Below are 20,456 nucleotides of genomic sequence, written 5' to 3'. Positions count from 1 at the left end.
TTTTACGATTTTTCGTAATTTATGAATTTTCGTAACGCCGATGCTGCGTTGCGGTATCCTCTCCGCATGACGGACCTCTCCCCCGATTCGATCCTCGACCTCTGGCCCTGGCCCGCGCTCAGCGTGGACCCCGCGACCGACCGCATCTGCGCCGCGAACGCCGATGCCGCGCGCCTGCTCGGTCCCGGTGCCGTCGGCGAACGCTTCCTGACCTTCCTCGATGGAGACGCGGGCGAGCTCGTCGTCTTCGCCGATGCCGTGCAGCATTACGGGCGCTACTGGACGCGCGAGTTCCGGCTGCGCTGCCCGGGCGAAGACGCCTGCCCCTGCGAGCTCACCGGCGCCTTCGTCGAGACGCCGGACGGCTCGCGCCTTCTGGTTGCGCTGGTGCGGCTGGACGAGCTGCAGGCGCGGCAGGACCGGACGGAAACCGCCGTGCTCCATCGCTCGGGCCTGCTGGAATGGAAGCGCACCCAGACCTTCTTTTCCGAGCTCGAGCGCCAGAACCAGCTGATCCTCGATGCCGCCGGAGAGGGCATCTACGGCATCAATGCCGACGGCCAGACCACCTTCGTCAACCGCGCCGCGCAGGAGATGCTGGGCTGGTCGGCCGAGGACCTGCTCGGCCGCGACACCCATGCGATCATCCACCACCGCCACCTCAACGGCGATCCCTACGACCACCGCGACTGCCCGATCTACCATTCCTTCCGCAACGAACGCGTCAGCCGGGTCGAGGACGAGGTGTTCTGGCGCAAGGACGGCCGGCCGATCCAGGTCGAATACGTCTCGACCCCGATCTACGACGGTCAGGTGCTGGCCGGGGCCGTGGTAATCTTCCGCGACATCACCGACCGGAAGGAAAGCGAACGGCGGCTGCACGAGGCGATGGCCGAGGTCGACGCCCTCCGGGACCGGCTGGAACAGGAAAACGCCTATCTCCAGGAAGAGATCAGCTCGGCCCGGGCGCATTACGACGTGGTGGGCCAGGCGCCCGCCATCCAGCGGACGCTGAAGCAGGTGGAGCTGGTCGCGCCGACGGATGCCAACGTGCTGATCACCGGCGAGAGCGGCACCGGCAAATCCCTGATCGCCGCGGCCGTGCACAAGGCGTCGGACCGGCGGCGGCGCTCGATGATCCGCCTCGATTGCGCGGCTCTGCCCGAGAACATCGACGCCGAGCTCTTCGGCCAGATCCGCGTCAACGGGCGCGGCATCGACAAGGCCGGGCGGCTGGAGCTGGCGCATGGCGGGACACTCTTTCTGGAAGAGATCGCCGACCTGCCGCTCGAGTTCCAGGGGCGGCTGCTGAACGCGCTCCGGGACCAGACCGTCACCCGGATCGGCGACGACCGGCAACGCCGGCTGAACCTCCGCATCATCGCCTGCACCAGCCGCAACCTCTCGCGCGAGGTGATGGCGGGGCGGTTCCGCGAAGACCTCTACTTCTTCCTGAACGTCTTCCCGATCGCCCTGACCCCGCTGCGCGAACGGACCGAGGACATTCCCCTGCTGGCCGCCCATTTCCTGCGCCTCGCCTGCCGCCGCACCAACCGGGCCGAACCCCGGATCACGACCGGGGCGATCCGGCAGCTCATGTCCTACCCATGGCCCGGCAATGCGCGCGAGCTCGAGAACGTCATCGAACGGGCCCTCATCGTCTCGACGGGCGACAAGCTCCGGATCGAGGGGCTGGACGCCGCTCTGCCGCCCGCCCGGCGGCCGGACGGCAAGGTGCTGACCGAACAGGAGTTCCGCGCGGCCGAGGTGGAAAACCTCGTCGCCTGCCTCAAGCTGACGGGCGGGCGGGTCGCAGGCCCCGGCGGCGCGGCCGAGATGCTGGGCTTGCGCCAGACGACCCTCTATTCGCGGATCCGCAAGTTCGGGATCACCCCCGAGATGTGGGCAGCCGAGGGCGGCTGAGCGGAGGCGGTCGGAGTGCGGGGCGGCGCCCACGCATTCGGCAGCGGGACGCATAATTCCCACCGGGAAACATTTTTCCCTGTCAGTGGGTTTTTCCGCTGTTTACCTTCAGCCTCGACACCACGATTCGAGGAACCCCGTCATGTGCGGAATCGTCGGCCTCTTCACCAAGACCGAGGCGCTGCGCCCGGCGCTCGGACAGCACCTGTCCGGGATGCTGGTCACGCTGTCCGACCGTGGCCCGGACAGCGCGGGCCTCGCCATCTACGGCGCGGAACGCGCGGGCCGGATCAAGATCACCGTGCAGGCGGATGACCCCGCCCGCCTCTCGGCGCTGGACATCCCGGGTGCGGAGATCCGGGTGATCGACAGCCACGCCGTCCTGACGCTGCCCGAAGAGGCGGCGCCCGAGGCCGAGGCGCTGCTGCGCGCCACCCCCGGCCTGCGGGTGATGGGCGCCGGCACCCGCATCGAGATCTTCAAGGAGGTGGGCCGCCCCGCCGACGTGTCGCGCCGCTTCGGCTTCGACGGCATGCAGGGGACCCACGGGATCGGCCACACCCGGATGGCGACCGAAAGCGCGGTGACGACCGACGGCGCGCATCCCTTCTCGACCGGCCCGGACCAGTGCCTCGTGCACAACGGATCCCTTTCGAACCACAATTCGGTGCGCCGCCGCCTGGCCCGGTCCGGCGTCACCGTCTCGTCCGAGAACGACAGCGAGGTCGCCGCCGCCTACCTCACGCGCGAGATGGCCGCGGGCAAGGACCTCGGCCAGGCGCTGACCTCGGCGCTCGACGATCTCGACGGGTTCTTCACCTTCGTGGTGGGCACCCGGACGGGCTTCGGCGTGCTGCGCGACCCGGTCGCCTGCAAGCCCGCCGTCATGGCCGAGACCGACGATTACGTGGCCTTCGGATCGGAATATCGCGCCCTCGCCGCCCTGCCCGGCATCGAGACCGCGCGGGTGTGGGAGCCGGAGCCCGCGCAAGTCTATTTCTGGGAAGCCTGATGCAGCGCCACGACCTCGCCACCGACGACCTCCGCAGCCTCAACGCCGCCCTGCAGGCGCAGGCCGCGCACACCAACCAGACCGAATGGGAGGTGCTGAACCCGCGCGGCGCCCATGCCATCGCCGTGGGGCTCGACGCGCCGATCGACGTCACCGTGAACGGCTCCACCGGCTATTACTGCGCCGGCATGAACAAGCAGGCCCGTATCCATGTCACCGGCTCGGCCGGGCCGGGCGTGGCCGAGAACATGATGTCCGGCACCGTGGTGATCGACGGCGACGCCTCGCAATACGCGGGCGCCTCGGGCCATGGCGGTCTGCTGGTGGTCCGGGGCAACGCCGCCTCGCGCTGCGGCATCTCGATGAAGGGCATCGACATCGTGGTGGGCGGCAACGTGGGGCACATGTCGGCTTTCATGGCGCAGAAGGGCAGCCTCGTGGTCTGTGGCGACGCGGGCGAGGCGCTCGGGGATTCGCTCTACGAGGCGCGGCTCTACGTGCGCGGGTCGGTAAAATCGCTGGGCGCCGACTGCGTCGAGAAGGAGATGCGCGACCACCACCGCGCCGAGCTCGGACGCCTGCTGGCGGCCGCCGGGCTTGACCACGATCCCGGCAGCTTCCGGCGCTATGGCTCGGCCCGGCAGCTCTACCATTTCCACGTCGACAACGCAGGCGCCTATTGATGGACGACACCCCACGCACCCTGCCCCGGTATTCCGCGACCCTCACCCCCGAGGTCATGTCCGAGATCCGCCGCGCCGCGGCCACCGGCATCTACGACATCCGCGGCGGCGGCGCGAAACGTCGGGTGCCGCATTTCGACGACCTGCTCTTCCTTGGTGCCTCGATCTCGCGCTACCCGCTCGAGGGCTACCGCGAGGCCTGCGGCACCGGGGTCGTGCTTGGCAGCCGCTTCGCGAAGACACCGCTCGAGCTGAAGATCCCGATCACCATCGCGGGGATGTCCTTCGGCTCCCTCTCCGGGCAGGCGAAGGAAGCCCTCGGCCGCGGCGCGACGCTGGCCGGGACCTCGACCACCACCGGCGACGGCGGCATGACCGAGGAGGAGCGCGGCCATTCCGCGATGCTGGTCTACCAGCTCCTGCCCTCGCGCTACGGGATGAACCCGGACGACCTGCGCCGTGCGGATGCGATAGAGATCGTCGTCGGACAGGGCGCCAAGCCCGGCGGCGGCGGCATGCTGCTGGGTCAGAAGATCACCGAGCGGGTCGCCGGCATGCGCGACCTGCCGCAGGGCATCGACCAGCGCTCGGCCTGCCGCCATCCGGACTGGACCGGACCGGACGACATGGAGATCAAGATCCTCGAGCTGCGCGAGATCACCGGATGGGAGAAACCGATCTACGTGAAGATCGGCGGCGCCCGGCCCTATTACGACACCGCGCTCGCCGCGAAGGCGGGGGCGGATGTCGTGGTGCTCGACGGGATGCAGGGCGGCACCGCGGCGACGCAGGACGTCTTCATCGAACATGTCGGCCAGCCGACGCTGGCCTGCATCCGCCCGGCCGTCCGGGCGCTGCAGGACCTTGGCCTGCACCGCGAGGTGCAGCTGGTCGTGTCGGGCGGTATCCGGACCGGGGCGGACGTCGCGAAGGCGCTGGCGCTCGGCGCCGACGCCGTCTCGATCGGGACCGCCGCGCTGGTGGCGCTCGGCGACAACGACCCCCGGTGGGAGGAGGAGTATCGCGCCCTCGGCACCACCGCGGGCGCCTATGACGATTGGCACGAAGGCCGCGATCCGGCGGGCATAACGACGCAGAATGAGGCACTTGCCGCCCGGCTCGACCCCGTGGCAGCGGGTCGGCGCTTGCAGAACTACCTCGCCGTTCTCACGCTGGAGGCGCAGACCATCGCCCGCGCCTGCGGCAAGAGCCACCTGCTCAACCTCGAGCCCGAGGATCTCTGCGCGCTGACGATGGAGGCCGCGGCGATGGCGCAGGTGCCGCTGGCCGGCACCGACTGGTGGCCCGGCAAGGGCGGGATGTGAGGGCGCACCGGGGGGGCCGCGCCGAAGCCCGGCCCGCCCCCGGCGCGAACGATGCCGCGGCAAGGCGCGACGACAGGGGCGCGGGGGCAAACGACCCCGCCGACAGGGAAAGGGACGACGTATGACCAGGGACCTCGCCAGGTTCGCCGAGAAGAACGGCGTGAAGTACTTCATGATCTCCTACACAGACCTCTTCGGCGCGCAGCGCGCCAAGCTGGTGCCCGCGCAGGCCATCGCCGGGATGCAGCAGGACGGCGCGGGCTTTGCCGGCTTCGCCTCCTGGCTCGACTTGACGCCCGCGCATCCCGACATCCTGGCGGTGCCCGACCCGGCCTCCGTCATCCAGCTGCCGTGGAAGCCCGAGGTCGCCTGGCTGGCCGCCGATTGCACGATGGAGGGGGACGCCGTCCCGCAGGCCCCGCGCAACGTGCTCCGCGCCCAGGTGGCGAAGGCCGCGGCCGCGGGCTACCGGGTGAAGACCGGGGTCGAGGCCGAGTTCTTCCTGCTGATGCCCGACGGCAGCCGGATCTCCGATCCGCACGACACCGCCGAGAAGCCCTGCTACGACCAGCAGGCCCTGATGCGCCGCTATGACGTCGTGGCCCAGATCTGCGACCACATGCTCGCGCTCGGCTGGGGCCCCTACCAGAACGACCACGAGGACGCGAACGGCCAGTTCGAGATGAACTGGGAGTTCGACGACGCCCTCGTCACCGCCGACCGCCATTCCTTCTTCAAGTTCATGGTGAAATCCGTGGCCGAGGCGCATGGCCTGCGCGCCACCTTCATGCCGAAGCCCGTCGAGGGGCTCACCGGGAACGGCTGCCACGCGCATATCTCGGTCTGGGACAGGACGGGCCGCACGAACGTCTTCGCCGACGCGGACGACGCGCTCGGTCTCTCGCCCAGCGGGATGGCCTTCCTCGGCGGCATCGTCACCCATGCCCGCGGCATGACGGCGATCACCAACCCGACGGTGAACAGCTACAAGCGGATCAACGCGCCGGTCACCCATTCCGGCGCCACCTGGGCGCCCGACACGGTGACCTGGTCCGGCAACAACCGCACCCACATGGTGCGGGTCCCCGGCCCCGGCCGGTTCGAGCTGCGCCTGCCCGACGGCGCCGCCAACCCCTACCTGCTGCAGGCCGCGATCATCGCGGCCGGGCTCTCGGGGCTGGAGACCGGGGCCGACCCGGGCCCGCGCCTCGACATCGACATGTACGCCGAAGGCCACCTCGCGAAGGACGCGCCACGGCTGCCGCTCAACCTGCTCGACGCGCTGCGCGCCTTCGAGGCCGACACCGCCCTGACCGAAGCCCTCGGCGCGGAGGTCTCCGCGGCCTACATGAAGCTCAGGATGCAGGAGTGGAACAGCTACATGGGCCATTTCTCCGCCTGGGAGAAGGCGCACACGCTCGACGTCTGACGCGCCCTCACGCTTCATCTTTCAGGAAATACTCCCGCCGGAGGCATCGCGGCCGAAGGCCTCCCCCTGCGGGAGGAATTCGGCCGCGATTTCCCGGGCGATGCCCGAAGGGCAGCGCAAGACCTCGGGGGACGCGGGGATTTCGCCCGCCTTGCGGGCGAAGCCTCCGGCGGGGATATTTGGGGCAAGAGGAAGCGGGGCCTCAGCCCTTGCGGATGATCCTGGCGAAAGCGTCGAAGAGGTTCGAGTTGCCGCAGATCACCGCGCCGTCCTCGATGAGGTTGCCCTCGGGGTCGATCGGCTCGGCGAAGCCGCCGGCCTCGCGCATGATGATCACGCCCGCGGCGATGTCCCAGGCGTTCAGGCGGCGTTCCCAGTAGCCCTCGTAACGGCCCGCGGCGACATAGGCCATGTCGAGCGCGGCCGAGCCCCAGCGGCGCACCCCGGCGCAGACCGGCGAGATCCGCGCGAGATCCTGCAGGACCTCCGGCAGATCGCCGCGGCCCGCGAAGGGCAGGCCCGTTGCGAAGAGCGCCTCGATCATGCGGCTCCGCCCCGAAACGCGGATCCGCTGGTCGTTCATCCAGGCGCCCTCGCCCTTCTCGGCGAAGAACATCTCGTCCTTGGCGGCGTCGTAGACCACGCCCGAGATGATCTGACCCTTGTGCTCGAGCGCGATCGAGATCGCCCAATGCGGCAGGCCGTGCAGGAAGTTCGTCGTCCCGTCGAGCGGGTCGACGATCCAGCGGCGGGTCGGATCCTCGCCGTCGATCTCCTTCTCCTCCTCGGCCAGCCAGCCATAGGTCGGCCGGGCCCCCAGGAGCTCCTCCTTCAGGATCGCCTGCGCCGCGATGTCGGCGCGGCTGACGAAATCGCCCGCGCCCTTCATCGAGACCTGCAGGTTCTCGACCTCGCGGAAATCCTTCACGAGGCTGCGGCCCGCCTTGCGGGCGGCCTTGAGCATGATGTTGAGGTTCGCGCTTCCGGGCATCGGGCTCTCCTGTGGGTCAAGGCGGCGCGTATAGACCGCGCCTTCCGCCTTGCCAAGGGTCTGCGCCATGCGCCCCGCCCCGTCAACCGATGAAGGGCGGGGATCGCCCCGCCCCCGCTCTCACGCCCGCTGCAGCTTCACCGCCTCGGTCCGGGCCAGCCGCACCACGTGGGCCATGTAGGGTTTCGCCATGTCGTCCTCGCGCATTGCCGCGAACATCCGGCGGGTGAGGCCCTTGACCGTGATCGGCCGGGTGATGTAGTCGCTGTGATACTTCACCTCGCGCAGCACCCAGTCGGGCAGCACCGCCACGCCGCGCCCCGAGGCGACGAGCAGCAGGATCATCTCGGTCAGCTCGACCCGGCGGATCGCGGCGGGTTCCACCCCGTGGGGTTCCAGCAGCATCGTGAAGACGTCGAGGCGCGAACGGTCGACCGGGTAGGTCAGCAGGGTCTCGCCGCGGAAATCCTCGTGCTCGACATAGGGCTTCTCGGCCGCGGGATGGCCAGCGGCCGCGATGAAGACGGGGGAATAATCGAAGAGCGGCGCGAAGGTGATGCCCGCGACGTCCTCGGGATCGGAGGAAATCACCAGGTCCACCGATTCCCGCTCCAGCGCATCCAACGCCGTGAAGGCGAGCCCCGGGCGGATGTCGACATCGACGTCGGGCCAGGCGCGGCGGAACTGTTCCAGCACCGGCAGGAGCCATTCGAAGCAGGCATGGCACTCGATGGCGATGTGCAGCCGGCCCGCGCTGCCCTCGCGCAGGGTCTCGAACTCGGCCGCCAGCGCGTCGATCTCGGGCAGCACCCGCTCGGCCGCGCGCAGGAAGCGCTCACCCGCCGCCGAAAGCCGCAAGGGTTTGGAACGGCGGACGAAAAGCTCGACGCCTGTCTGCTCTTCCAGCCCCTTGATCTGGTGCGAGAGCGCCGATTGGGTGATGTTCAGCATGTCCGCCGCGCGCGCGAGGCCGCCCGCCTGGTCGATGGCCCGCACCGTTCTGAGGTGGCGCAGCTCGATGTGCATATGTGAGCCCTTTTCATATTCTCAATGAGAATGATGAAGTTGTCTCACATCGCGGATTTTGCCACAAGAGGGTCAAATCCGGAGTATCCCCATGTCCGCACCACGCGTCTCTTTCGAATTCTTCCCGCCCCAGAACCTCGAGGCCTCGTTCCGCCTCTGGGACACCGTCCAGGTGCTCTCGCCGCTGAAACCGCGCTTCGTCTCGGTGACCTACGGCGCGGGCGGCACCACCCGCGACCTGACCCGCGACGCGGTGGCCACGCTGCACAAGCACCTCGGCCTGAACGTCGCGGCGCATCTCACCTGCGTGCGTGCGACGAAGGAAGAGACGATGGAGATCGCCGAGGGCTTCGCCGCCGCCGGCGTGACCGAGATCGTCGCGCTCCGGGGCGATCCGCCGAAGGGCGAGGGCCAGTTCTCGGTCCACCCGGGCGGGTTCGAGAATTCGGTCGAGCTGATCGAGGCGCTGGCGGCGACCGGCAAGTTCACCCTCCGTGTCGGCGCCTATCCCGAGAAGCACCCGGACGCGGCGGACGGCGCCGCCGACGTCGCCTACCTGAAGCGCAAGTTCGAGGCGGGCGCTTCCGAGGCGATCACCCAGTTCTTCTTCGACGTCGAGCACTTCCTGCGCTTCCGGGACGCCTGCGACAAGGCCGGGATCACGGGACCGATCGTGCCGGGGATCATGCCGATCGAGAACTGGAAGGGGATGCGCCGCTTCGCGCTGAACTGCGGCACCTCGGTGCCCGGCTGGATGGACGAGGCCTTCGACAAGGCCGCCCGCGACGGCCGCGAGGAGCTTCTGGCCACCGCGCTCTGCACCGAGATGTGTTCGACCCTGATGGCCGAGGGGGTGGAAAACCTTCACTTCTACACGCTGAACAAGCCCGAACTGACGCGCGATGTCTGCCACGCCATCGGCGTCACGCCCGAGATGCGGCTGGAAAACGTTGCCTGAATCACTCGCGGACGAATGAGACAGGCGCCCGCCCCCCCCCGGGGGCGGGCGCTTTCCGTTTCCCCCGCCCTGTCAGGCTTCCACGGGACGGCGCTTCGGCGCCGGCATCCGGAGCCCGCGGGCCACCGCGGTTTCGTGCAGGCGCTCCGACCGGTCGAGCCCCACGGTCCGCCGCCTGCGCATCAGGAAGAGCTTGCCCAGCCCCTGCCATGTCCCGATCGAGGGCGCATTCGCGTCGGTCGGGAAGCGCGCCCGCCAGCCCTCCGGCAGGTCGAGCCCCGAGGCCTCGGCCTGCGTCAGCATCCAGACCAGCGGAATGTTCGAGAGCCCCCGCGCCTCCTGCGCTCCGCCAAGCTGTCCGCCGACATCGCCGTGGGTTCCCGCGAACCAGACCTGTTCCAGCCGGCCCGGCCAGTCGTCTTCCGAGTTCCACAGGAGCGGCTCGTAGGCCTCGCGCGTCTCCTCGTAGGCCAGCGCCTGATAGCCAGCCTTCACGCAGCCGGCGAGGCGCAGGCTGTGGAACATGTGATCCTTCTCGGTCAGCCACCAGAGCAGCGGCAGCCGGATGCCGAGCGCCTTGACCGTGTCGTAGGCGCCGATCATCTCGACCTGCACGTCCTCGTGGCAATAGGCCCGGCCGAAGGCCTCGGCCGCCTCGCTCACCGCGCCCGCGCGGTAATGGCGGTAGCAGGTCCGCACGTTCCGCTCGGTCGCGGCGCCCGAGCGCAGCAGGCCCACCCGGTCGATGATGCCCGCCAGCGACCGCACGGCAAAGGCGCCGCGGGAATATCCGAACAGGAAGATCCGGTCGCCCGGCCGGTAGCGCGAGGCGAGGTAGCCGTAGGCGCGCTGGATCTGGCGGTTGATCCCCTTGCCGACGATCACGTCCCAGGCGTGGCGCCATGTCTGCCACTGGATCCCGGCCTCGTAATAGACCGAGAGGTCGGCGCCACCCCGATCCGACAGCAGCCGGTAGGTGAGCCCCGCATTCGTCTCTTCGCCCGGGGCGAGCGAGGACATCGTGCCGTCGAGGATGATCACATGCGTGACGGGGCCGCGCCCGCGCGCCTTGTGCGGACGCCGCGCCCGTTCGAGGTATCCCGGCCAGAGCCGGGCGAGTATCCTGTTACTCAGCCGCCTCAGCATGGTTCAGCATCGTCCAGACACGGTCCGGTGTGAAGGGCATGTCGGCCTGGGTCACGCCCCGGCAGGCCAGCGCATCTGCCACGGCGTTGGTCACGGCGGCCATGGATCCGACGGTCCCGGCCTCGCCGCAGCCCTTCATGCCCATAGGGTTCGCGGTGGAGGGCACCGGTTCGCTGGTGAACGAGATGAAGGGCACGTCCTGGGCGCGCGGCATGGCGTAATCCATGAAGGTCGCGGTCAGAAGCTGGCCGTCCTCGTCGAAGGCGACCTTTTCCATCAGCACCTGGCCCGCACCCTGGATGACGCCGCCATGCACCTGGCCTTCGGCCAGCATCGGGTTGATGAGATTGCCGAAATCGTCGACCACGGTATAGCGGACGAGGTCGGTCTTGCCGGTCTCGGGATCGATCTCGACCTCGGCGACATGCGCGCCGTTCGGGTAGGACCGACCCGGAAGCTTCGCCGTGGCGCGGTGCCTGAGCAGGTCGCTGCGGCCCTTCTCGCGCGCCCAGTCCGCGACGTCGAGCATCGAGGGCGCGGCGTTCGAGCCTTCGATCCGGAAGCTTTCGTCATCGAAGCTGATCTTGTCGGGATCGACCTCCATCACCTCGGCCAGGAAGCCGGTGAAGGCTTCGATCATCGTCGAGACGGTCGCGAGCGTCGCGTTCGACTGCGTGGTCACGGAACGCGAGCCGCCGGTGCCGCCGCCGGTCTCGATCCGGTCGCTGTCGCCCTGCACCACGCGGATCAGCTCTGCGGGGATGCCGGTCTGGTCCGAGAGGAACTGCGCGTGGACCGTTTCATGCCCCTGCCCGTTCGACTGCGTCCCGACGTAGATGTTCACGGTGCCCTCCTCGGTGAACTCGACCTGTGCGGCCTCGTTCGGATCCCCGAGGATAGACTCGATGTAATAACAAAGCCCCAAGCCACGCAGCTTGCCCGCGGCCTCGGATTTCGCGCGGCGCTCGGCAAAGCCCTTCAGGCCGGATTTCTCGACCGCGGTGTCGAGCACCCTGTTGAAGTCGCCGACATCGTAATTCTCGCCCGAGAAGCTCTTGTACGGGAACTTGTCCCTGCCGATGAAATTCCGCCGCCGCAGCTCCCACGGGTCGACGCCCAGATCGCGCGCCGCGAGATCCATGGAGCGTTCCAGCAGGAAGATCGCCTCGGGCCGGCCGGCGCCGCGATAGGCGTCGGTCTGGGCGGTGTTGGTGTAATAGCCCTCGGCCTCGAGGAAGACGTCCTGGATGTCGTAGACGCCGGTGCAGACGCGCGCGAAGAGGAAGGTCTGGATCGCCTGCCCGAAGTTCGAGTTGTAGGCGCCGAGGTTGTAGCGGGTCTTCACGTGGTAGGCGACGAGGCGGTTGTCCGCGTCGAAGCCCATCTCGACCTCGTGCTCCAGGTCCCGCGCCCCGTTGTCCGACAGCATCGATTCCGTCCGGTCCGCGATCCAGCGCACCGGGCGGCCCAGCTCCTTCGCGGCGAAGCAGCAGGCGATGTATTCGGGATAGATCTTGGCCTTCATGCCGAAGCCGCCGCCGACATCGGGATGGGTCACGCGGACGTTGTCGGGTTCGAGCCCGAAGAGCGTGGCGACCTCCTTCTTCGGGCCCCAGACGCCCTGCCCGCCGAAGGACAGGTGCATCCGCGTGCCGTCCCATTCCGCGACGCAGCCGCGCGGCTCCATCGCGACGACCATGCAGCGGCTGTCGATGACGGTGGCGCGCATCACATGGGCCGCGCCCTTCAGGGCCTCGGCCACCTTGTCCCCGTCGCCCTCGGACCAGTCGACGCCGAGGTTGCCGGGCACGCCCTCGTGCAGGTCGGTGTCGCCGCGGGTCATGGTCATCTGCGCCGGCAGTTCGTCGATCTCGATCTCGACCAGCTCGGCCGCGTCCTTCGCGGCCGAGAGCGTCTCGGCCACGATCAGCGCGATCGGCTCGCCGACGTAGCGCACCCTGCCCTCCGCGAGGATCGGATGCTCGGGGCCCGCCGCCTCGCTGCCGTCGCGGTTCTTCATCCGCGTGGCGCTGAGATGGCCGGTGACGCCGCCCTTGTGCAGGTCTTCCGAGGTGATCGCGAGATGCACGCCCTCGGCCGCGCGCGCGGCGCTCAGATCGACCGAGGTGATCGTGCCATGCGCCACAGGGGAGCGCACGACGACGGCATGCAGCGCGCCCGCGGGAGCCACGTCGTCGATGTATCCACCCAGGCCCGAGACCAGCCGGGGATCCTCGAACCGCTTGACCGGTTGGCTCTTGCCGAACTTCTCCATGACGCGCCCTTTCCTGCCGTTTCCCCGGACCCTAACGGCTGGCGCCTCCTTGTCCAGAGCGTGCGGGATCAGAGTTCCGCGACGGTCACCGGATCGCCCAGCCCGTAGCCGTTGAACCGCGTCGCGATGGAAAGCGAATAGGCCCCCATCCCGGCGAAGAGCAGGTAATCGCCCTCGGCCGCATCGCCGGGCAGGTCGAGCGTGCCCGGCACCCGGTCGAGGGAATCGCAGGTCGGCCCGAAGACGACGCGGGGCTCGGGCGCAGCGCTGCGCGGTGTGCCGTCGGGCGCGACCAGCCGCAGCCGGTCGAGGGGGCCCATGTCGCGCAGCTCGGACAGCCCGCCGTAGAGCCCGTCGTTCAGGTAGACCCTGCCATCGGCGCGGACCGCCTTCACCCGCGCGGCCAGCGTGAAGGCCTCGGCCACCATGGCCCGGCCCGGTTCGCAGACGAGCGCGGGCGGCGTCGCGCCGAAAGCTGAGCGCGTGGCCTCCGCAATGGCGGTGAAGATGCGCTCAAGCTCGGGCGCCGCGCGCCCGCGATGCGCCGGGAAGCCGCCGCCCACGTTGAGCCGTGCCAGCCGGACGCCCGCCCGCTGCGCCACCTCGGCCGCTGCGTGGATATAGGCCACCCATGCGGCCGGATCCTCGCATTGCGTGCCGGGGTGGAAGGTCATCGCGGGGCGCAGGCCGAGGTCGGCCACGCGCCGCAGCAGGGCCTCGGCCAGATCGGGCGCCGCGCCGAATTTCGCTCCGAAATCGTAGGCGGCGCCGGGCACCGGCAGCTTCAGGCGGACGGCGACCTCGGCCCCCTGCGCCGCCACGGCGATCTTGTCGAGCTCTGCCGGATCGTCGACCGACCACGACACGACGCCCGCCGCCTGCCCCGCCGCGATCTCGTCGCGCGACCGCACCGGGTTGTTGTAATGCAGCGCCGCCCCGGGCGCGATCCGGCGCACCGCGGCCATCTCGGCGGGGCTTGCCACGTCGAAGGCCTCGATCCCGGCGGCGGAGAGGTTTTCCAGCACCTCCGTCCGGTCGTTCGCCTTCACGGCATAAGTCACAAGGCCCGGAAACCCGGTCAGGAACCGCCGCGCCGTGGCCTGCAGCACGTCGGGGCAGAAGTAGATGACGGCCGTGTCCGGCTGCATCCGCCGGAGATGGGCCACGGGGTCGGACATGTGGAAATCGCGCATACGTTGCCTCTTCGTGATCCTGCTCCGCATCAGGATCACCCGAATTCACGTCGATTTCTCTGGTCGTTCTGCCCATACTGTCGTGAAGATTCGTCATAATGCCGAGGCCGACTTGCAACTCGACGACACCGACCGTGCCCTCCTCGCACTGCTGACCGAGAACGCCCGCCTGCCGGTCACCGACCTCGCCCGGCGCCTGTCGCTTGCACGGACCACGGTGCAGGCCCGGATCGAACGGCTCGAGGCGCAGGGGCTGATCGCGGGCTACACCATCCGGCGGGGCCGCGCGCTTGCGCCCCCGCTGCGGGCCACCGCGCTCGTCTCGGTCGAGGCGCGGGCGACGCCCGCCCTGCTCACCCGCCTGCGCGACATGCCCGAGGTCGAACAGGTGCACACCCTGTCGGGCCGCTACGACCTGATGATCCGGATCGCGGCGCCCGATACCGAACGGCTGGACCGGATCCTCGACCGGATCGGCGACGCCCCGGGGGTGCGCTTTTCCGAGAGCCTCATCCAGCTGTCCACGAAGATCGACCGCGCGCCCTGAGCGCGTCAGAGCTGGTCTTCGCCGAAGACGAGGGCCGCATGGGCCCGGATCCGCTCGAGATAGCCTTCCCGCATGCCGCGCCCGGGCTCGAGCTCGGACAGCTTCTCGATCCGGGTCACCATCTCGCCCCGCTCGCGCCGGTAGGTCCGCACGACCGGTGTCACCCGCGCGGCGGCCACGTAGGTCTTCGTCTCGCCGCCGATCCGCCCCTTCTCGAGCCGCATGTTCATGATCGCGCTCAGCACGATGTGCGGCGCCATGAAACCCCATGTCAGGCTGCCCAGCGAATAGGCGATGACCGCCTGCCGGTTCGGATCGCGCTTCGTGCGATAGACCTCCCAGGGCTGCACCACGTGGGGGTGGTGGCACAGGATGCTGTCCGCGCCGTATTCGACCAGGTCCCGCGCGGTGTCGACCTGCACCTTGCGCGGGAAGAATTCGAACTCGTGCCCCCAGTGGATCGAGGCGAGGATGAAATCGCAGCCCTCGGCCCGGCAATGGTCGATCTGCCGCTTGAGCAGGCCCAGGTCCGGCGGCGCGCGTTTCGACAGCAGTTTCGAGACGTTGATCCGCCAGCGCTCCGCCTCGGGCAGCTCGTGACCGTTCAGGCCGAACCCGTCCGAGACCAGCCCGACCTTGATCCCCCGCGCCTCGATGAACCGGGCGCGGCCGTGTTCGTCGGGCGTGTCGTTCGTTCCGACGGCGAGGATCCCGGCCGCGGCCATCACCTCGCGCGTGGTCTCGACCCCCTCGACCCCCATGTCGAAGGCGTGGTTGTTCGCGGTGTTCAGCACGTCGAAGCGGCGGCCCTTGTGGCCCGAGAGCACCTCGAACTGCGCGCGCGAACAGCATTCGAGCGGCGGGCCGGCATCGCCGATCACCTCCTCCACCAGCGGCTGGTCGGTCACGGGGGACTCGAAATTGGCATAGGCGATGTCGCGGCTGAAGAGCAGATCCTCGATCCGCTCGTAGATCCTGTCCTGCGACGCCTCGATCCCGGGCGAACGCAGGATATCGCCGGCCGCGCCGATCCGGAGCCGGGTCATCATGTCGAACCCGCCCGGCAATTCGATCTGCTTCGGCGCGCCGGGCGTGATCCGCATGTCGCCGAAGGCCTGTTCGTATTCCTCCAGCGGATTCCGGGACTTGTAGATCCAGTTGAGATGGTCGAGCGCGCCCATCTCCTCGGTCGCCGTCGCCCCCCGGGCGCGCGGCCGTTTCCAGAAGCCGAAGCGCTCGGCCAGATTGACGACACCCCGGATCACCGGGCGCCGGGCCCGCATGCCGACCTGCAGAACGTCGGCGGGAGTGAAGGGCAGGCTCTTGGGCATCCGCATGGGCATCGTCCGGGACTGGGTCAGCAACTTCCCCTTACCTCCCCCGAACCCGCCGTTCTGCAAAGACATTTTCGCAGGTGACGCGGCGGCCGCCAGCCGATGTCGCCCAATTGCGCCAGCCGGACGGGCGCCTCCCCGGGGTTGCACGGGACGCGCGCGCGGCTCCGGCCCCGCCCGGAAGACGGCGTCGCGGCGCCTTCTGACGCAGCGGCCGGGGGGCGGACTACGGGGTTGCAGCCCGCGGCGCTCTGCCATAGATAGCGCCGATACCGCCGCGGCGGTCATGCCGGTGCGTTCCGGCGTGATACCGACGTGCCACCGACCCGAACCGACAGGCCGAAGACATGGAAAACGTCGTCCTCATCGTCCACCTGATCCTCGCGCTTTCGCTGATCGGCGTGGTGCTGCTCCAGCGTTCCGAAGGGGGCGGCCTGGGCATGGGCGGCGCCGCGACGGCGGGCGGGCGTCCGCCGGTCTCCGCGCTCGGCAAGGTGACCTGGGTCCTTGCGGCGGCCTTCATCTGCACCTCGATGATCCTGACGATCATCGCCGCGGAGAAGAGCGCCGGCAGCTCGGTCCTCGACCGCCTGGCCCCGGCCGCGACGGAGACCCCGGCAGAGCCCGACACGCCCAGCGTGCCCGGTGGCGCAGGCAGCCTGGTGCCGCCGCCGTCGTCGAATGACGGCGCGCTGACGCCCTCGGCCGATTGATCCACCAAAACTAGCGGGTGGACCTGCCACCCCAACATCATCTTGCGGTCTTGTTGCCAAGGCCGGGCGAATCTGTTAGCTCTTAAATCCCGTGGTACGCGCTTTTTTCAAAGCGTGTCCGGCACCGGATTTCGCGAGCATGTCCGGTCACGCAAGCCAGAATACACGGGAGCTTCGAGCACATGGCTAGGTTCATCTTCATCACGGGTGGCGTGGTCTCGTCGCTTGGCAAGGGCCTCGCCTCGGCGGCGCTCGGCTCTCTCCTGCAGGCGCGCGGCTTCACCGTCCGGCTCCGCAAGCTCGACCCCTACCTGAACGTCGATCCGGGCACGATGAGCCCCTTCGAGCACGGCGAGGTCTTCGTCACCGACGACGGCGCCGAGACCGACCTCGACCTCGGCCATTACGAGCGCTTCACCGGGGTGGCGGCGCGCAAGACGGACTCCGTCTCCTCGGGGCGCATCTACCAGAACGTGCTCGATAAGGAGCGTCGCGGCGATTACCTCGGCAAGACGATCCAGGTGATTCCGCACGTCACCAACGAGATCAAGGACTTCATCTCGATCGGCGAGGACGAGGTCGACTTCATGCTCTGCGAGATCGGCGGCACGGTCGGCGACATCGAGGGCCTGCCCTTCTTCGAGGCGATCCGCCAGTTCTCCCAGGACAAGCCGCGCGGCCAGTGCATCTTCATGCACCTGACGCTCCTGCCCTGGCTCGCGGCTTCGGGCGAGCTGAAGACCAAGCCGACCCAGCACTCGGTGAAGGAGCTGCGCTCCATCGGCCTCCAGCCCGACATCCTCGTCTGCCGCTCGGAACATCCGATCCCCGAGAAGGAGCGCGAGAAGATCGCGCTGTTCTGCAACGTCCGCCCCGAGGCCGTCATCCCCGCCTATGACCTGAAGTCGATCTACGAGGCGCCGCTGGCCTATCACGAGCAGGGCCTCGACCAGGCGGTTCTGGACGCCTTCCAGATCTCGCCCGCGCCGCGCCCCGACCTCGCCCGCTGGCAGGATGTCTACGACCGGATCCACAACACCGACGGCGAGGTGAACATCGCCATCGTCGGCAAGTACACGCAGCTCGAGGACGCCTACAAGTCGATCAAGGAGGCCCTGACCCACGGCGGCATGGCCAACCGGATCAAGGTGAACGTCGAATGGGTGGACGCCGAGATCTTCGACCACGAGGACGCGGCGCCGCATCTCGAGGGCTACCACGCCATCCTCGTGCCCGGCGGCTTCGGCGAGCGGGGCACGGAAGGCAAGATCAAGGCCGCGCAATTCGCCCGCGAGCGGAAGATCCCCTATCTCGGCATCTGCCTCGGCATGCAGATGGCGGTGATCGAGGCCGCGCGGAACCTCGCGGGGCTCGAGACGGCGGGGTCGGAGGAATTCGACCACGAGGCCGGCAAGCGCCGCTTCGAGCCGGTGGTCTATCACCTGAAGGAATGGGTGCAGGGCAACCACGCGGTGCAGCGCAAGGTGGACGACGACAAGGGCGGCACCATGCGCCTCGGCGCCTATACGGCGGCCCTGGCGGACGGGTCGAAGGTGGCCGAGGTCTACGGCGACACCTCGATCGAAGAGCGGCATCGCCACCGCTACGAGGTGGACGTGAAGTACCGCAAGAAGCTCGAGGAATGCGGGCTCTCGTTCTCCGGCATGTCGCCGGACGGGCGCCTTCCCGAAATCGTCGAGGTGAAGGACCACCCGTGGTTCATCGGCGTCCAGTTCCACCCGGAGCTGAAGTCGAAGCCCTTCGATCCGCATCCGCTGTTCCGGGATTTCGTCCGGGCGGCAAGGGATGTCTCGCGGCTGGTGTGAGCCGCTACCAGAGCGTCAGCCAGGGCAGCCACTCACAGGCCAGCCCGTCGCCATCCCCGTCGAGCCCATGCCTGCCTGCGGCGCCGCCGTGCCGGGACATGAAGCGGAGGACCTGAAGCCGGGTCTCGAAATCCGAGCAATCGAGGTCCGCCGCCGCGGTGCCGCGGTTGACGATGACCGGCAAGGGGCGCGGCACGAGCAGCTCCGCCGCGACGCGCCAGGCGAGCCATCCGAACATCAGGCAGACGAAGATCGCCGCGGCGCGGGTCCGCCAAGCGGGTCTGGCGCGGGTCGGGCCGCCAGGATGCGCGTTCGGCCGGGGGGTCCCGGTGCGGAGACGGCGGCGGTTTCTGTCGAAGCGGTGGACGGTCATTCGTGCAGCTTGACGCGGGGTTTCGGCGACATCATGGCGGGGAAATGACCCGGCCACAACAGCGGCTCTGGAACAACCCCCGCCGCCATCCATTGTCCACCCATGACCGAAGACATCTTCTTCCAGGGCTGGAGCGGCGTCGGGCGGGTGCTGCTCATCGGCAGCCTCGCCTATGTCTACCTCATCCTGCTCCTGCGCGTGACCGGCAAACGGACACTCGCGAAGCTCAACGCCTTCGACCTCGTGGTCACGGTGGCCATCGGCTCGACCCTCGCGACGATCCTGTTGTCGAACGACGTCGCGCTGGCCGAAGGCATCGCGGCGCTGACCCTGCTCGCGGCGCTGCAATTCGCGGTGGCGTTCGTCTCGGTCCGCTGGCAGGGCTTCGCGAACGTGGTGCGGTCCGAGCCCACGATGCTGCTCCGCAAAGGCGAGTTCTGCCGGGACGCGATGCGGCGGGTCCGCGTGACCGAGGACGAGCTGATGACCGTCCTGCGCTCCCATGGCGGGCGCACACGGCCCGGGGAAGTCGGGGCGATCATCCTCGAAAGCGACGGCTCGTTCTCGGTGCTCGACGCCGACGAAGATGTCCCGCACCCCGACCGGCTGTCCTAGGGATAGCGCACCGGGCGGGGCCGGGCGCCGGGAATGTCCTCGGGCGCGGGGATGAAGTCCTGGTCGTCCCCCTCCGGCAGCCTGAAGCGGCCATGCGACCAGTCGCCCGCCCGCCAGGCCTCCTTCGCGGCATCGATCTTCTCGCGCGAGGAGGCGACGAAGTTCCACCAGATGTAGCGCGGCCCCGAAAGCGTCGCGCCGCCGAGGATCAGGATGCGTGCGCCCCTGTCCCCGGCCCTCATGGAAATCCTGTCGCCGGGGCGGAAGACCATCATCCGGCCCGGCTCGAACACCTGGCCGGCGATCTCGACCGCACCCTCCAGGACGTAGACGCCCCGGTCCTCGTGGTTGTCGGGCAGCGGGATCGCGGCGCCGGCCTCGAGCAACGCATCGGCATAGACCATCTCGGAGGCGACCGGCACCGGCGCCGTCTCGCCCCAGGCGTCCCCGAGGATCAGGCGGACCTGCTTCCCCTCGCCTTCCAGCAGCGGCAGGTCGGATTTCGGCGCGTGGACGAAGGCGGCCTCGGTCTCCTCCTCCTTCTCGGGGAGCGCCAGCCAGGTCTGGATGCCGAAGAGCGAATGCGGTTTCTCGCGCGTCGCCCCGTCGACCCGTTCCGAATGGGTGATGCCCCAGCCGGCCGTCATCAGGTTGACCTCGCCCGGCTCGATCCACTGGTCGGTGCCCAGGCTGTCGCGGTGATGGATGCGGCCCTTCATCAGGTAGGTGACGGTGGCCAGCCCGATATGCGGATGCGGGCGCACGTCGATCCCCTGCCCGGTCAGGAACTCGGCCGGGCCCATCTGGTCGAAGAAGATGAAGGGGCCGACCATCTGCCGCTGCGGCGCCGGCAGGGCGCGGCGCACCTCGAACCCGCCGAGGTCGCGGGCGCGCGGCACGATGAGGGTCTCGATCGCGTCGACGGCATCGCCCTTGGGGCAGTCCGGGTCGAGGGCGGGATTCCAGCTCATCGGTCGGTCTCCTGTGATGGGTTGCCCTCAGACTAGGCGCCGCACGGTCCCTCCGGCAATTCCGCACCCATGCACAGGAGGGGGCTACAAAAGCGTTACGGAAGGATGTTCTATGG

The 20,456-nt window shown here is 69.0% G+C and carries 18 protein-coding genes; 10 read left to right on the top strand and 8 right to left on the bottom strand.

What is annotated here, in order from left to right:
• The first annotated feature begins 66 nt into the window (after positions 1-66).
• From Q344_RS0102130 to glnT, 5 genes are all read left to right on the top strand, one after another.
• Positions 67-1,923 (top strand): sigma 54-interacting transcriptional regulator, encoded by a 1,857-nt coding sequence (locus Q344_RS0102130; RefSeq protein WP_051630202.1) that lies wholly within the window; start codon positions 67-69, stop codon positions 1,921-1,923.
• 142 nt (positions 1,924-2,065) lie between these two features.
• Positions 2,066-2,935: a class II glutamine amidotransferase gene (locus Q344_RS0102125; protein WP_028285199.1), complete on the top strand. Its 870-nt coding sequence runs from the start codon at positions 2,066-2,068 to the stop codon at positions 2,933-2,935.
• Positions 2,935-3,618 (top strand): GltB/FmdC/FwdC-like GXGXG domain-containing protein, encoded by a 684-nt coding sequence (locus Q344_RS0102120; protein WP_028285198.1) that lies wholly within the window; start codon positions 2,935-2,937, stop codon positions 3,616-3,618. The genes Q344_RS0102125 and Q344_RS0102120 overlap by 1 nt, the downstream gene beginning before the upstream one ends.
• Positions 3,618-4,943: an FMN-binding glutamate synthase family protein gene (locus Q344_RS0102115; RefSeq protein WP_028285197.1), complete on the top strand. Its 1,326-nt coding sequence runs from the start codon at positions 3,618-3,620 to the stop codon at positions 4,941-4,943. The genes Q344_RS0102120 and Q344_RS0102115 overlap by 1 nt, the downstream gene beginning before the upstream one ends.
• A gap of 121 nt (positions 4,944-5,064) precedes the next feature.
• Entirely contained in the window at positions 5,065-6,372 is a 1,308-nt protein-coding gene (gene glnT, locus Q344_RS0102110; RefSeq protein ID WP_028285196.1) for a type III glutamate--ammonia ligase, read from the top strand.
• A gap of 202 nt (positions 6,373-6,574) precedes the next feature.
• Here the strand turns inward: glnT and Q344_RS0102105 are convergent, their stop codons facing one another.
• A complete protein-coding gene (locus Q344_RS0102105; RefSeq protein ID WP_028285195.1) occupies positions 6,575-7,363 on the bottom strand; it encodes an inositol monophosphatase family protein in 789 nt (262 codons plus the stop codon).
• A gap of 120 nt (positions 7,364-7,483) precedes the next feature.
• On the bottom strand, positions 7,484-8,389 hold the full coding sequence (locus Q344_RS0102100; RefSeq protein ID WP_028285194.1) for a LysR family transcriptional regulator: 906 nt from the start codon (positions 8,387-8,389) through the stop codon (positions 7,484-7,486).
• Between the two features lie 91 nt (positions 8,390-8,480).
• Between Q344_RS0102100 and metF the strand changes: the two genes are divergently transcribed.
• A complete protein-coding gene (gene metF / locus Q344_RS0102095) occupies positions 8,481-9,347 on the top strand; it encodes a methylenetetrahydrofolate reductase [NAD(P)H] (protein WP_028285193.1) in 867 nt (288 codons plus the stop codon).
• 72 nt (positions 9,348-9,419) lie between these two features.
• Here the strand turns inward: metF and Q344_RS0102090 are convergent, their stop codons facing one another.
• The 3 genes from Q344_RS0102090 to Q344_RS0102080 all read right to left on the bottom strand — a co-directional run bounded on the left by Q344_RS0102090 (position 9,420) and on the right by Q344_RS0102080 (position 13,961).
• Complete coding sequence (locus Q344_RS0102090) at positions 9,420-10,493, bottom strand: DUF2235 domain-containing protein (protein WP_028285192.1); 1,074 nt, start codon at positions 10,491-10,493, stop codon at positions 9,420-9,422.
• On the bottom strand, positions 10,474-12,768 hold the full coding sequence (locus Q344_RS0102085) for a xanthine dehydrogenase family protein molybdopterin-binding subunit (protein WP_028285191.1): 2,295 nt from the start codon (positions 12,766-12,768) through the stop codon (positions 10,474-10,476). The genes Q344_RS0102090 and Q344_RS0102085 overlap by 20 nt, the downstream gene beginning before the upstream one ends.
• 68 nt (positions 12,769-12,836) lie before the next feature.
• Complete coding sequence (locus Q344_RS0102080; protein WP_028285190.1) at positions 12,837-13,961, bottom strand: type III PLP-dependent enzyme; 1,125 nt, start codon at positions 13,959-13,961, stop codon at positions 12,837-12,839.
• A gap of 112 nt (positions 13,962-14,073) precedes the next feature.
• Here Q344_RS0102080 and Q344_RS0102075 point away from each other — a divergent pair, with 112 nt between their 5' ends.
• Positions 14,074-14,508, top strand: coding sequence for an Lrp/AsnC family transcriptional regulator (locus Q344_RS0102075; RefSeq protein WP_028285189.1), 435 nt, complete (start codon positions 14,074-14,076; stop codon positions 14,506-14,508).
• A gap of 5 nt (positions 14,509-14,513) precedes the next feature.
• Here the strand turns inward: Q344_RS0102075 and Q344_RS0102070 are convergent, their stop codons facing one another.
• A complete protein-coding gene (locus tag Q344_RS0102070; protein WP_028285188.1) occupies positions 14,514-15,845 on the bottom strand; it encodes a CapA family protein in 1,332 nt (443 codons plus the stop codon).
• Between the two features lie 344 nt (positions 15,846-16,189).
• Between Q344_RS0102070 and secG the strand changes: the two genes are divergently transcribed.
• Positions 16,190-16,555, top strand: coding sequence for a preprotein translocase subunit SecG (secG, locus tag Q344_RS0102065; RefSeq protein WP_028285187.1), 366 nt, complete (start codon positions 16,190-16,192; stop codon positions 16,553-16,555).
• A gap of 182 nt (positions 16,556-16,737) precedes the next feature.
• The gene (locus Q344_RS0102060; protein ID WP_028285186.1) at positions 16,738-18,381 is read left to right on the top strand and encodes a CTP synthase; all 1,644 of its coding nucleotides are present in this window, start codon (positions 16,738-16,740) and stop codon (positions 18,379-18,381) included.
• 4 nt (positions 18,382-18,385) lie between these two features.
• Here Q344_RS0102060 and Q344_RS0102055 read toward each other — a convergent pair whose 3' ends face one another.
• Complete coding sequence (locus Q344_RS0102055; protein ID WP_028285185.1) at positions 18,386-18,754, bottom strand: excalibur calcium-binding domain-containing protein; 369 nt, start codon at positions 18,752-18,754, stop codon at positions 18,386-18,388.
• A 102-nt stretch (positions 18,755-18,856) separates the two neighbouring features.
• On the opposite strand from Q344_RS0102055, the gene Q344_RS0102050 reads away from it, so the two are divergent.
• The gene (locus Q344_RS0102050; protein ID WP_028285184.1) at positions 18,857-19,369 is read left to right on the top strand and encodes a DUF421 domain-containing protein; all 513 of its coding nucleotides are present in this window, start codon (positions 18,857-18,859) and stop codon (positions 19,367-19,369) included.
• Here the strand turns inward: Q344_RS0102050 and Q344_RS22920 are convergent.
• The gene (locus tag Q344_RS22920; RefSeq protein WP_051630201.1) at positions 19,366-20,340 is read right to left on the bottom strand and encodes a pirin family protein; all 975 of its coding nucleotides are present in this window, start codon (positions 20,338-20,340) and stop codon (positions 19,366-19,368) included. The genes Q344_RS0102050 and Q344_RS22920 overlap by 4 nt on opposite strands.
• Positions 20,341-20,456: the final 116 nt, after the last annotated feature.

The organism is Pseudooceanicola nanhaiensis DSM 18065 (assembly GCF_000688295.1).
Classification (GTDB): domain Bacteria; phylum Pseudomonadota; class Alphaproteobacteria; order Rhodobacterales; family Rhodobacteraceae; genus Pseudooceanicola; species Pseudooceanicola nanhaiensis.
This window is presented reverse-complemented; position numbering and strand designations above follow the sequence as displayed.